Origin of the sequence: Actinomadura spongiicola (assembly GCF_003432485.1) — a bacterium.
In the GTDB taxonomy this organism is placed as follows: domain Bacteria; phylum Actinomycetota; class Actinomycetes; order Streptosporangiales; family Streptosporangiaceae; genus Spirillospora; species Spirillospora spongiicola.
Genome location: NZ_QVNQ01000010.1, coordinates 147,454 through 160,252, shown reverse-complemented (window position 1 = coordinate 160,252; position 12,799 = coordinate 147,454). Strand labels below are relative to the sequence as shown.

Here is a 12,799-nt window from a genome sequence, read left to right as displayed (position 1 = left end):
TTGCACCTTGACGGACGTGCTGGCTTCTGCGGCTTCGGGAGCCGTCATGAACAGGCGCCCTTCTTCGTGAGCTTCCCGTCAGTGACCTTGTTGTCGCAGTCGATGGTGTTGCCGCCCCTGACGTCGTTGATGCCGACGCCGGAGCCACCCGCGAGGGTGATGGTGTTGTTGCGGAAGACGTTGCCCTTGCCCCAGCCGTCGAGGATCTCGTGGGTCTGGAACCCGTCCACCGGTGTCTTGGTGCCCTTGTTGCCTTCGAGCAGGTAGTTGTTGCCCTTGACGTCGACCCAGGAGTCGTTGTGCTTGCTGCCGCCGATCTTCGACCCGTCGAACACGTTGTTCAGGATCTTCCCGCCGGTCGTGCCCTCCTTGATGTCGATCGCCTCGGCGGTCGCGCGGATGACGTTGCCGCGCACCACGTTGTTGTCGCTCTTGTCGGGCTTGCCGCCGGTGATGGATCCCCAGTTGGACTCGGCGGTGCCGAGGTAGATGCCCTCGCCGAACTTCTCCCGCCGCAGCCCCGTGTTGTAGATCTTGTTGTACTGGACGATGTTGCCGGTGGAGAACTTCCGCAGGTGGATGGCCTCGTCGCCGACGTCGTGCACGGTCAGGCCCTGGATGATGGACCCGTTCGTGGTGTCGCCGATCACGCCCTTCTGGCAGTTGCGGACCGTGAAGCCGACGAGCCGCCAGTAGTTGGCCCCGTTCAGGTGGAACCCGTAGCCCTTCTTCACGCCGCCGCCGTCGATGATCGCCTGCGCGTCACCGCACAGGAAGATGGGCTTGGACCGGGTGCCGGACTTCTTCGCGACGAACTTGCCCGCGTAGGTGCCGGGGTTCATCTTGATGACGTCGCCGGGCTTCGCCTGCGCCAGCGCCGCCGAGAGCGACCCGGCGTCGTCGACCGTCTTGGTCGGACTCGGGCACCGGACCTTGCCCCCGCCCTCGGGGACGGGCAGCGACAACCCCTCGGTCGGGGCGGCGCCGCCGGGGTCGTCGCCGCCCCCGTCCTCGTCGCCCTTGTCGTCGCCCTTGTCGGGCTCCACCGGCTCGATCGTCTGGCCGTCGGACGCGTTCTCGGACTTCTTGCCGTCGTCGCCGCCGCTGGTCAACATGAACACCGTCACTCCCACGACGACCGCGCCGACCAGCAGGCCCGCGAGGAACTTGATATCGATCTTGACCGTCATCGGTGGATGGGCTCCTTCTGAGCGTCATGGCGGAGCAGGCGCACGGGGCGCTCCTCGAGCTGGCGCTGCTGCTCGTACGGATGGACGCCGATGCGCCCGATGCGCAGCCCGGCGTTGCGTGACCGGAACACCGAGATGATCACGAGCGTGAACACACCGCCCCAGATGACGTTCATCGGCTTGAAGATCCGCTTGAGCCAGGTCTTGAGGCCCACGGTCTCGTTCCAGTTCATGGTGTTGTTGTCCTTGCTCTGGTAGGAGCCGACGGCACGGTCGAGGTCCGTGGCGCCCCTACCGGAGCCGCTGAAGGTGTTGCCGGTGATGACAGCGCCTTCGACCTTCCCCTTGAGCGTGATCGCGTGCCGTGTCGCGGACTGCACCGTGTTGCCCCTGATGGCGCCGCTGGAGTCGCGGATGTACAGCGCCGTCCGGCTGTCGGTGATGATATTCCCCGAGACCGTGGCGTTCTGGACGCCGTCGCGCAGGACGATGCCCTGCCGGTCGGCGTCCCGCACCTGGTTGCCCGCGATATGGACGCGCATCGCCTTCTCGCGCGCCACAATGCCCATCTGGCCACCGACGACGCGGCTGTTCTGGATGGCGATGTCGTCGCCGCCGAGCACCTCGAACCCGTAGTGCCCGTTGTTCTTGGCGATGCTGCTGCTCACCAGGTTCTGTCCGAACGCCTTCGTCGCCTCACCGGACGCGGAGGGCCCCTCGGCGAACGGCTGCCCGTTCAGCGTGAAGCCGTTGCCGCCGTTGTCGTCGGACGTGCAGTTGGTGATGCGGACGCCCTCGGTGCCGCGCGACAGCACGAACCCGTCGCCGCGGCTGCCGCTGACCTTCGTGTTCTCGATCGTGGCGTTCTTGGCGAACCGGTGCAGCAGCACCCCGTGGACGAGGCTGCCGGTGATGGTGCTGTTGGTGAGCCGGGTCTGGTTCGCCGCCGTGACGAACACGCCGTAGGCGTTGTTCCGGAACGTCGACTGGTCGATCGTCCCGGTCACCAGGCTCGCCGCCGGCACGGAGAAGGTCATGGTGCGGCCCGCCTTGCCCGCGAGGCCGACCTCGACCTCGTCCCGGCCGCCGCGGGTCGGTTCGCGGGTCCCGTTCGGCAGCGCCACCGCCCGCGGCGGCACCGCCGCGACGCTCCGCTCGGCCGTGGAGTCGGGCCGGTCGGAGCCGGTCAGCGCGATGCCGCCCGTCCGGCCGCTCCAGAACCCGAGGTCGGAGATCTCCGCGTGCGTCATGCTGAACGAGCCGCCGATCGCGCGGATGTAGGCGCGGCCGTCCTCGACCCTCGTGTCGGGCTTGTGGGTGCCCTCGTTCCAGCTCGTGATGTGCACCGGGTTCTGCGCCGAACCGTTGATCTTGACGTTGCCGCCGGTGCTGACGATCGAGGTGAACGAGCCGGGCACGCTGCGCATCCGGATGGTCAGCGGCCCGGTGGAGCTCTGCAGGATCAGCTTGCCTCCGCCGGCGACCACGACGTTGACCCGCAGCAGGTACGACCCGTCGCTCTGCTTCTGGAAGTCCTCGCCCGCCAGCTTCGCGAGCTCCGCGACGTAGTACGGCTCGCGCCGCTGCGGGAGCATCAGGGTCCGGCCGTTCGCGGAGTTGAGCATCCGCGGCGAACGCGCCTGCTGGGCCGCCGCGCCGCCGCCCGCGAGGTCGGACTCCTGCTTCGCGCGGATCTGCATGATCCGCATGTCCTCCTGGTCGACGAGCTCGGACTGCTGGCGCGCCGAGGCCGCGGAGACGTCGTTGACGTCCGGCGGCTCGGCCGTCCGCTCGCTGTAGAGGCGGTAGCCGTAGACCCCGCCGCCCGCCAGGCCGAGAACGAGGATGGTCGTGAAGATCCGGCCGCCGCGGCCCTTCTTCCGCTTGGGCGGCGGCGCGTCGTGCGGGAGCGCCGGGACGTTCTGATGTGGCCCGCTGATCTCAGACACCTCCTCGTTCGGGTTGGGGCAGACCCTGTCGCGGCGGCTGCCCGGCGGACCAGGCCCCGTTCGACGGGGCGCCGTTCGACGGGGCGCCGTTCGGGGCGCCGTTGGGCTGGGCCCCGTTCGGTCGTGGAGCGCGCGGCTGGGCGCCGTGCGGTTGGGCCCCGTGCGGTTGTGGACCGTGCTGCGGGTGCGGCTGCGGACGGCGCGGCTGGCCGCCGTTCGCCTGAGCACCGTTCGGGACGCCGTTCGATTGGACGCCGTTCGCGTGTGCGCCGTTCGCCTGTGCGCCCTGCGGGTTCGGACGGCGCGCGGGCACCGGAATCTGCGGCACCGTCACCGTCGTCGACCTGCGCACACCGCCGGAACCGCCGGCCGGACCGCCCACGGATCCGCCCACGGGGGCGGCCGGGGGCCTGGCCCGCTGCCGGTCGCCGCGGTGCGGAAGCCGCCACACCTTGCGCTCCTCCATCGGCATCTGGAGGGCGTAGGGGTGCCGTCCGAGGCGGGCGAAGCGGCGGCGGTTGTTCCGCGACCGGATCATCGAGACGATCACGACGGTGAAGACGCACGCCCAGATGAAGTTCATCGGCTTGAGGTAGCGCCGGGCCTTCATCCACAGGGAGGCGGTGTCCTTCCACCGGTCGGTGTTGTTGTCCTGCTTCTTGATCTTTCCGTCGGAGCGGGACGTGCTGATGGCGCTGGTGCCCGACCCCTCGAAGGTGTTGCTGCGGATCTCGGTGCCGTCGGAGTTCCCGAGCAGGGTGATGGCGTGGGCGTTGGCGCCCTTGATGACGTTCCCGGTGAGCTTCCCGGACGAGTTCCTGAGGTAGATGCCGGTGCGGGCGCCGACGATGGAGTTGCCGGCCAGGCTCGCGTCCTTGACGCCGTCGCGCAGCGAGATGCCCTGCCGGGTCTGCTTGGACAGCCTGTTGCCGGAGATCTGCACCCGGGTTGCGGCCGCCCGCACGACGATGCCCATGTCACCGCCGACGATCTTGGTGTTCTGCACCGACAGCTTGTCCCCGCCGAGCAGCTCGACGCCGTAGTGGCCGTTGTTCTCGGCCCGGCTGTTGTTGATGGAGCTGTCGCCGAAGGTCTCCAGGGACTCACCGGACGCCGAGGGGCCCTCCGCCAGCGCGGTGCCGTTGACGGTGAACCCGTTGTGCCCGTTGTTCAGCGCGGCGGATCCGGTGACCCGGATCTTCTCGGTGGCGCGGGCCAGCACGAACCCGTCCCCGCGGCTGCCGGACACCGTGACGTTCTCGATCGTGGCGTTCTTGGTGAACCGGTGCATGACCAGCCCGTCCACCAGACTGTTCGCGATCTTGACGTTGGTGACCTTGGACTGGTTGGAGCCGGACACGAACAGGCCGTAGGCGTTGCCGTTGAACGTGCTGTGGTCGATGGACCCGGTGACCAGGTCGGCCGCCGGGACGTGCGTCGCGGTGCCACCCGGCTTCTCGACCTCGATGTCGCCGGGTCCGCCGCCGCCGGAGCCCCTGTTCTGGTTCTCCTGCTGCCGCTTCTGCTTGTTGGCGTGCCGCTGTTCCTTCGTGAGGTGCTTCTGCTCGCTCGACGGACGGTCGGTTCCGGTCAGGGCGACGCCCCCGGTCCGGCCGCCCCAGAAGCCGAGGTTGCCGGTGGCGGCGTACTTCATGTGGAACTCGCCGCCGACCGCGCGGATGTAGGCGCGCCCGTCGTTGGGGTCGGTGTCCGGCTTGCCGGCCCTGAAGTCCCAGCTCGTGATCCGCACCGGGTTCTGCTTGGTGCCCTGGACGGTCACCTTGCCGCCGAAGCTGACGATCGAGCTGAACGCGCCCGGGATGCTCCCCATGCGGAGCGTGAGCGGGCCGGACGAGCTCTGCAGGAGCAGGCTGGCGCCGTCCGACAGGAACACGTGGATGCCGAGCAGGTACGAACCGTCGGGCAGCTTCCTGACGTACTTGCCGCCGTACTTGATCAGGTCGGCCATGGTGTACGGCTGGTCGGTGTTCAGCGCCGGCAGCACGAGCGTCTTGCCGTGGCTGGAGCCGTAGATCTGCGGCGTCTTCCACGCCACCGCGGTCACACCACCGCTCTGCAGGATCGCGGCCAGGACGGCGCGGGTCTGCAACAGCCTCTGGTCCTCCTGGTCGACCAGCGCGGCCTGCCGGTCCCCCTCCGGCGACGGGGCCGCGTGCGCGGGAGCGGTGGGGAGCAGTGCCAGGGGGAGCGTCAGGGGAAGCAGGCCGAACGTCAGCGCCAGTCCGGCGACTAGGGAGCGGCGAATCGTGCCACCCACCGGCGGGGAGGAGGGTTGGGCATCTGACACCTCATCCCACCCCCTGGAGCGAGCTCGCGCTCTGGCCGGCGCCACCGACCTGGTCGGCGGAGCGCGTCAGCCAGCCCTGCTTGTTCATCGTGATGAACGCGTACAGCTTGATGGGCAGCGAGATGAGGATGACGACCAGCACGGTCAGGGGGAGCAACAGGATCTCTCCGGGGTGGCGCTTGAGGTGGGACCAGCCGCGGATGGCGCGGCCGAGCAGTACCCAACCGAGCGCCAGGCCGATGCCGAGCGGGGTCAGGTTGCCCAGGATCCGGCTGAAGATCAGGTAGCCGAGCGTGACGCCCATGGTCACCGGGGTCAGCAGGATCTGCAGCACGGTGACCTTGGTGACGAACGGCGTCTTCCACAGCCAGCCCTTCCACAGGGCGGTCAGGTAGCAGCGGTAGGAGTTCCGGCTCCAGCGGATGCGCTGCTTGAAGAAGGCGCGGAACGAGTCGGGGAACATCGAGATCGCGCGGGCCGACGACTGGTGGACGGTCTTGTACCCCTGGGACAGGGTCAGCCAGGTGAGCCGGCCGTCGTCCCCGGCGATGCACCGGCGGCCGAGGAAGAACTCGTTTTCCAGGTTCTCGACCACGGGCTGGATCACCGAACGGCGGTAGGCGGCGGTGCGGCCGGACAGGCACGCGACGCCGCCCTTGGAGCCCATGGCGGGGACGTAGTCGTAGTAGCGCAGGTTGACCAGCCAGTCGGCGATGCGACGCCAGACGCTGGTGTGGCGCTGGTAGACGTTCTGCTGGGTGCCGACGCCGCCGACCTGCGGGTCCTCGAACGGCATCTGCACGGCGGCGAGCAGCCCGGGCTGCCACCAGGTGTCGGAGTCGGCGAACACGACGATCTCGCCGCGGGCTGCGCGGATGCCGACGCCGAGCGCGGAACGCTTGCCGGAGTGCTCGTAGACGAGGATGTGCAACCGCGGGTCGGTGACCTGCGTGAGCCGACGCTGGCCCTCGGTGTCGCCGACGTCGATCACGATGATGACCTCGTTGGGGTCCTGGGCGAGCCAGCTCTCCAGGCAACGGATCATGATCTCCGGGTCCTCGCGGTAGGAGGGGACCACCACGGAGGTGGTCGCCCGGAAGTTGTTGACCACCGGCTTGTACATGCGGGACAAGATGATGCGGTAGATCCACAGACCCCAGACGAGAAGTCCCGCGAACCCTAGGGGGACGAAGGATCGCCAGTCGCCCGACGACACGGACCCCGTGATCGAACTCCAGGCATCACTCAACCACCCCGTAACAGACGACAAGATCGAACCTTCCTCTGCATGGGGCGAGGGGAAAGGATCGGTGGTGGCTCCCCCCGCGCTACCTCCGTTAAGAGTGAGCAGATCAGATGATGGTTCAGATTCGTCGGGTTCGGCCACATACGGCCTGAAGGGTCCGGCTCATTATCGGATCATCCGAGATCTTGTCAAGAGATAGAGCGGAATCGCCCTGAAATGGGCCGATTGGTCACCCCTCCTTAGGACGCATGTCACGTCTTCAGCGATCAAAGTCACAGGCGAGGCATGATGTTTGCAGCCATAAGTCCCAAATGTCTTATTTGTCCCTATTGGTCTACCGCTTAGTAGTGCTACACCTGAGAAGGACGTGATTTGTGTCACAAGAGGGGACCGAGCGGCGTTCAATGTGATCCGCGTCCATTTCTGAGTGAAATCTGGATGTCCAACCGCGGTTACCAGCGGGTAGCATGAGGGTGAGTTACCCACCAGTACGCGATGCGGCCGGTCGTCCAGACCGCCACGGGATCCAACGGAGGCTCGCATGGGCCACTACAAGAGCAACGTCCGGGACCTGGAGTTCAACCTCTTCGAGGTGTTCAGGCGCCAGGACCTCCTCGGCGCCGGCCCGTACGAGGAGATCGACGAGGAGACCGCGCGCAGCGTCCTCGCCGAGGTCACCCGCCTCGCCGAGGGGCCGATCGCCGACTCCTTCGCCGACGCCGACCGCCGTCCACCGGAGTTCGACCCCGCCACCGGCGCCGTCACCGTCCCGGACGGCTTCAAGAAGTCCTACCGGGCCTGGATGGACGCCGAGTGGTACCGGCTCGACCTCGCGCCCGAGTTCGGCGGTAGCCTCGCCCCGCGCTCCCTCACCTGGGCGGTCGCGGAACAGGTCCTCGGCGCGAACCCGGCCGTCTACATCTACTCGTCCGGCCCCGGCTTCGCGCAGATCCTCTGGCGCATCGGCACACCTGAGCAGAAGCGGTTCGCCGAGCTGGCCAGGGAACGGAAGTGGGGCGCCACGATGGTGCTGACCGAGCCGGACGCCGGATCGGACGTCGGCGCGGGCCGCGCGAAGGCCGTCCGGCAGGACGACGGCACCTGGCACATCGAGGGCGTCAAGCGCTTCATCTCCTCCGCCGAGCACGACATGGCGGAGAACATCTTCCACCTGGTGCTGGCCCGTCCCGAGGGCGCCGGGCCCGGCACCAAGGGCCTGTCGATGTTCCTCGTCCCCAAGTACATGGTCGACCTCGACACCGGTGAACTCGGCGAACGCAACGGCGTGTACGTGACGAACGTCGAGAAGAAGATGGGCCTCAAGGTCTCCACGACCTGCGAGCTGACGTTCGGTGAGAGGCACCCGGCGGTCGGTTACCTGGTCGGCGACGTCCACGAGGGCATCAAGCAGATGTTCCTCGTCATCGAGTACGCGCGGATGATGGTCGGGACGAAGGCCATCGCCACGCTGTCCACCGGCTACCTCAACGCGCTGGAGTACGCGAAGGAGCGCGTCCAGGGGCCGGACATGACCCAGATGACCGACAAGAGCGCCCCGAGGGTGCCGATCACCCGTCATCCGGACGTCCGCCGCAGCCTGCTGACGCAGAAGGCGTACGCGGAGGGCATGCGGGCGCTCGTGCTGCTCACCGCGTCCTACCAGGACGCCGTGCAGGTCGCCGAGTACGAGGGCCGCCGGGACGAGACCGCGGAGAAGCTCAACGACCTGCTGCTGCCGATCGTGAAGGGCTTCGGCTCCGAACGCGCGTACGCGCTGCTCGGCGCCGAGTCGCTCCAGACGCTCGGCGGGTCCGGCTACCTCCAGGACTATCCGGTCGAGCAGTACATCCGCGACGCCAAGATCGACACCCTGTACGAGGGCACCACCGCGATCCAGGGCCAGGATCTGTTCTTCCGCAAGATCCTCCGGGACCACGGCGCGGCGCTCCAGGTCCTCGTGGGGGAGATCAGGGCGTTCGCCGAGTCCGACGCGGGCAACGGGCGGCTGAAGAACGAGCGGGTCCTGCTCGGCCGGGCCCTGGACGACGTGCAGGGCATCCTCGACCCGATGGTCGGGTGGGCGCTCGCCTCGATGGAGAACCCGAGGGAGCTGTACAAGGTCGGGCTGAACACGTCCCGGCTGCTGCTCGCCCTCGGCGACCTCATCGTCGGCTGGCTGCTGTGCCGCCAGGCCGAGGTCGCGCTCACCGCGCTCGGCGGCGCGGACGGGCGGCCCCCCGTGTCCGACTCCGACGAGGCGTTCTACACCGGGAAGGTCGCGGCGGCGCAGTTCTTCTGCCGGACCGTGCTGCCCCGGCTGGGGTCGGAACGTGCCATCGCCGAGGCCACCGACCTCGACGTCATGGAGTTGCCCGAAGCGGCGTTCTGAGCGTCCCGCCCGCGCGAACCCCGTCGTGATCATTTCGTGTCGCGGGTCCCTGGTCGGGATGTTGGCGGGGGCCCGCGGCGGGTGGCTACTGTTGGCCGCGTCCTTTCGCCAGTCTCCCCGACCGGATGACCGATGCGCGCCTTGCCTCCCGCTGTCTCCCTTTCCGGCTCCCTCGTCGGGCTCCTTCTGGTCGCCGGTTGTACCGCCGCCGACAGGGCCGAGCCGAAGGATCCGCCCACGGTGGGCGTGGGCGGCTCCCACGCCGCCACGTCCGGATACGCGAAGGAGGGCTGGTTCGGGGGTGCGGACGGACTGCACGCACGCGTCGAGATCAAGGGCGTCGAACGGCAGGGCGCCAAGTCGGTGCTGCGCTACAGCGTGACGTCGCTGGACTCGGCGACGAAGTCGGTGACGTTCGCCATCGACCTCCTCGACCCGGTCGGACGGAAGCTCTACCGCCCCACCGGGTCGACGAGCGGAGACCATTTCGCGCCCGGCGCGTCCCGCGAGATGGCGGCCGAGTATCCGGCGCTTCCGCCGGACGTCCAGAAGCTCACGGCGCTGACGCCGGGCACGGCCGGTGAGTTCACCGGCATCCCCGTGTCCGCCTCATCGCCCAGCCCGCCCAACGGAGGGTCCGGGCCGCTGCCGGGCTTCACGCCGCCGTCCGGTCCGGGCTCGTCGGCCACGCCCGGGGGCGGGCTTCCCCCCGGCTTCTCCCCACCGCCGGGCTTCTCCCCGCCCCCCGGCTTCTCGCTTCCGCCCGGGTTCTCGCTTCCGCCGGGCTTCTCGCCTCCGACGGGCGGGCGGCCCGGCGCGGCCGAGCCGATGGCCGCGCCGTCACGCTCGCCCTCGTCCACGCGCTCGCGCTCGACCACCCGGAACACGACATCGCCCACGCCGTCGCCGACCCGTTCCGGGACGGGACCGTTCCCCGAGCTGACACCGCCGGGGACCGTGACGGGCGCCAACCCCGCGGACCTGTACGACATCGTCGAGGGCGAGACCAAGGACGTCAGCGCCAGCGGAACCAGCGTGACGGTCGGCCTGCGCACCGACGTCCTGTTCGACACCGACTCGGCGAAGGTGTCGGGCCGCGCGAAGGCCGTCCTGGACGAGGCCGCGCGGCAGATCAAGGCGAAGGCGTCCGGACCGCTGACCTTCACCGGGCACACCGACACCAAGGGCGGCGACTCGCACAACCTGCGGCTGTCGAAGGAACGTGCCGAGGCCGTGCTGAAGGAGATGCGGTCACGGCTCGGCCGCGGCTTCGCCTACACCGCGAGCGGCAAGGGCGAGACGGATCCGGTCGCCAAGGAGGGCGGCGCCGACGACGCCAAGGCCCGCGCCCGCAACCGCCGGGTCGAGGTCTCCTACCAGGTCAAGCGGTCGGCGACCGACGCGCCCGGCGACACGCCCGGCTCGGCGGACCCGTCCACCGGTGCGGGCGGCGCCCCCGGTGAGCCCGCCGCGTTCCGGCCACAGGACGGCAAGACCGTCGCGAGCCGGTACGGACGCTTCGGCGCGGCGAAACGTCGCCTGGACGTCAAACCGTTCTACCGGGACGGCGCCTACATCGTCGCCGTGTTCGACATCGTGAACGAGGGCCCCGGGCCGACCCCGCCGTACGCCTCATACCCGCACAAGGACTACCCGGGCGGCGTGTTCACGTCCTTCTCCCTCCAGGTGCCAGGTGCCAAGGAGATCTACCGCGCCGTCCGCGTCGGGCCGCGGACGCCCGGCGCCCCCGCGCCCTACGTCGGTCCCGGACGCGCCGTCTTCCGCACCGGCGTGGACGAGCCCGTCCGCGGCTTCGTCTACCTGCCCGCGCCGCCCGGGAACGTCACGTCGATCACCTTCGACGGCGGTCCCTTCGGGAAGGTCGACAAGGTGCCCGTCTCGTAGGTGATCGTTTCGACGTGTGACGGACGAGCCGAACGGATAGTTAAAGAGCACGGACACGGATCGTCTGGCGGAGGTCATCGCATGGGTCTGGGCGTCAGTGTTTTCACGATCACTCTCGGGCTGATTCTGAAGTTCGCGATCAAACCGGACGCGATGACCGACCCGGTGGACATTCACATCATCGGCGTCATCCTGATCATCGTCGGCGGGGTGACCTTCGTGTTGCAGATGCTGATGATGTCCCGGATGCAGCAGCGCGGGCCGCGGTTCCAGTCGAGACGCGACGAGCGCCTGTACGACGGCGACAACCCGCCCGGCCCCTGAACCGCGCCCCCGACCCCCGCCTCCGAACGCCGCCCCTGAACAGGGCTCGCGGGGCCGGTGCCGCCCTGTGGCGCGGCACCGGCCCCGCGAGCGTGCGATCAGCTCCAGGCCAGCATGCGGACGGGGTCCTCCAGCATGTCGCCGACGTCGCGCAGGACCCGCGACCCCAGCTCGCCGTCCACGATCCGGTGGTCGAACGACAGCGACAGCGTGGTGACCTTCCGGATCGCCAGCTCGCCCTCGTGCACCCACGGCATGTCGCGGATCTGGCCGAACGCGAGGATCGCCGCCTCACCGGGCGTGAGGATCGGGGTTCCGGCGTCCACGCCGAACACGCCGACGTTCGTGATCGTGATCGTGCCGTCGGACAGGTCGGCCGGGGACGCCTTGCCCGCGCGGGCCTTGGCGGCCAGCTCGTGCAGGGCGCGGGCGAGGCCGGGCAGGTCGAGGTTTTGCGCGTCCTTCACCTTGGGGACGATCAGGCCCCGGTCGGTGGCCGCCGCGATCCCGAGGTTCACATAGCGTTTCACGACGATCTCGGCGCCGGACGGGCCGTCCACCCAGGTGGCGTTCACCCGCGGGTTCCGGGCCACGGCCGTGATCAGCGCACGCGCCACCAGCAGCAGCGGGGAGACCTTCACGTCCGCGAACTCGGGCAGTTCGCGGAGCCGTCTCACGGTCTCCATCGTCCGGGTCACGTCCACCTGGAGGAACTCGGTGACGTGCGGCGCGGTGAACGCCGACTGGGACATGGCCGCCGCGGTCGCCTTGCGGACGCCCTTGACCGGTGTCCGCTCCTCACGCGGACCGGCCTGGGCGGCGGGCGCGGCGGGCGCGGACTGCGCGGCGAGAACGTCCTCCCGCGTGATCGAGCCGCGCGGGCCGGAACCGGTGATGGTCGCGAGGTCCACGCCGAGGTCCTTCGCCATCTTCCGGACCGGCGGCTTCGCCAGCGGCATCCCGTTTTCCACAGGCTGTGGACGAGGTGCGGGCGGTGCGGTGACCGCCGCCTCACGAGCGGGCGGCGCGGACGGGGGCACGGGTGGTGGTGCTCCGTTCGGCGCCTTGCGCGGGCGGCGTTTGGTCGCCCCCTCCTTAACGCCGTAGCCGACGAGGACGGGCTGGCGTTTCGGCTGCTCCTTCGGCGGCGCCGACACGATGCCGGGCTCGTCGGCGACCGGGACGGCCTCCTTCGCCGGAGGTGCCGCGGTCTCCGAGGCGGGGGCCGCCGCGCCGTCCCCGCCCTCCGCGGTCACGGCGATGATCGGGGCGCCGACCTCCACGGTCGCGCCCTCGGCGACCATCAGGTCCGTCACCACGCCCTCGAACGGACAGGGCAGTTCCACGATCGCCTTCGCGGTCTCGATCTCCACGATGGTGTCGTTGATCTCGACCGTGTCGCCCACCTGGACATGCCACTTGACGATCTCGGCCTCGGTCAGGCCCTCGCCCACGTCCGGCAGGTTGAAGATTTTCGGCTGGCTCACC

8 protein-coding genes are annotated in these 12,799 nt (G+C 69.3%); 3 read left to right on the top strand and 5 right to left on the bottom strand.

The window, feature by feature from the left end; all coding sequences use genetic code 11:
* Positions 1-44: 44 nt before the first annotated feature.
* Genes D0T12_RS28330 through D0T12_RS28315 form a run of 4 tightly spaced genes read right to left on the bottom strand, consistent with a single transcriptional unit; the run spans position 45 to position 6,570 of the window.
* The gene (locus tag D0T12_RS28330; protein WP_199487752.1) at positions 45-1,190 is read right to left on the bottom strand and encodes a right-handed parallel beta-helix repeat-containing protein; all 1,146 of its coding nucleotides are present in this window, start codon (positions 1,188-1,190) and stop codon (positions 45-47) included.
* Positions 1,187-3,139 (bottom strand): right-handed parallel beta-helix repeat-containing protein, encoded by a 1,953-nt coding sequence (locus tag D0T12_RS28325; protein WP_117403273.1) that lies wholly within the window; start codon positions 3,137-3,139, stop codon positions 1,187-1,189. The genes D0T12_RS28330 and D0T12_RS28325 overlap by 4 nt, the downstream gene beginning before the upstream one ends.
* Positions 3,132-5,417 (bottom strand): right-handed parallel beta-helix repeat-containing protein, encoded by a 2,286-nt coding sequence (locus D0T12_RS28320; RefSeq protein ID WP_117403272.1) that lies wholly within the window; start codon positions 5,415-5,417, stop codon positions 3,132-3,134. The genes D0T12_RS28325 and D0T12_RS28320 overlap by 8 nt, the downstream gene beginning before the upstream one ends.
* A 31-nt stretch (positions 5,418-5,448) precedes the next feature.
* On the bottom strand, positions 5,449-6,570 hold the full coding sequence (locus D0T12_RS28315) for a glycosyltransferase family 2 protein (protein WP_117403510.1): 1,122 nt from the start codon (positions 6,568-6,570) through the stop codon (positions 5,449-5,451).
* A 664-nt stretch (positions 6,571-7,234) separates the two neighbouring features.
* On the opposite strand from D0T12_RS28315, the gene D0T12_RS28310 reads away from it, so the two are divergent.
* The 3 genes from D0T12_RS28310 to D0T12_RS28300 all read left to right on the top strand — a co-directional run bounded on the left by D0T12_RS28310 (position 7,235) and on the right by D0T12_RS28300 (position 11,311).
* A complete protein-coding gene (locus tag D0T12_RS28310; protein WP_117403271.1) occupies positions 7,235-9,082 on the top strand; it encodes an acyl-CoA dehydrogenase in 1,848 nt (615 codons plus the stop codon).
* Between the two features lie 132 nt (positions 9,083-9,214).
* On the top strand, positions 9,215-10,987 hold the full coding sequence (locus D0T12_RS35585) for an OmpA family protein (protein WP_158581659.1): 1,773 nt from the start codon (positions 9,215-9,217) through the stop codon (positions 10,985-10,987).
* Between the two features lie 81 nt (positions 10,988-11,068).
* A complete protein-coding gene (locus tag D0T12_RS28300) occupies positions 11,069-11,311 on the top strand; it encodes a DUF6458 family protein (protein ID WP_117403269.1) in 243 nt (80 codons plus the stop codon).
* Between the two features lie 98 nt (positions 11,312-11,409).
* On the opposite strand, the gene D0T12_RS28295 is transcribed toward D0T12_RS28300, so the two are convergent.
* Positions 11,410-12,798, bottom strand: a complete 1,389-nt coding sequence (locus tag D0T12_RS28295; RefSeq protein WP_117403508.1) for a dihydrolipoamide acetyltransferase family protein — start codon at positions 12,796-12,798, stop codon at positions 11,410-11,412.
* Position 12,799 lies beyond the last annotated feature (1 nt).

Coding starts and splice junctions, on each gene's coding strand:
- D0T12_RS28330 (WP_199487752.1), bottom strand. CDS start 1,190: ATGACGGTCAAGATCGATATCAAGTTCCTCGCGGGCCTGCTGGTCGGC.
- D0T12_RS28315 (WP_117403510.1), bottom strand. CDS start 6,570: ATGTACAAGCCGGTGGTCAACAACTTCCGGGCGACCACCTCCGTGGTG.
- D0T12_RS28310 (WP_117403271.1), top strand. CDS start 7,235: ATGGGCCACTACAAGAGCAACGTCCGGGACCTGGAGTTCAACCTCTTC.
- D0T12_RS35585 (WP_158581659.1), top strand. CDS start 9,215: ATGCGCGCCTTGCCTCCCGCTGTCTCCCTTTCCGGCTCCCTCGTCGGG.
- D0T12_RS28300 (WP_117403269.1), top strand. CDS start 11,069: ATGGGTCTGGGCGTCAGTGTTTTCACGATCACTCTCGGGCTGATTCTG.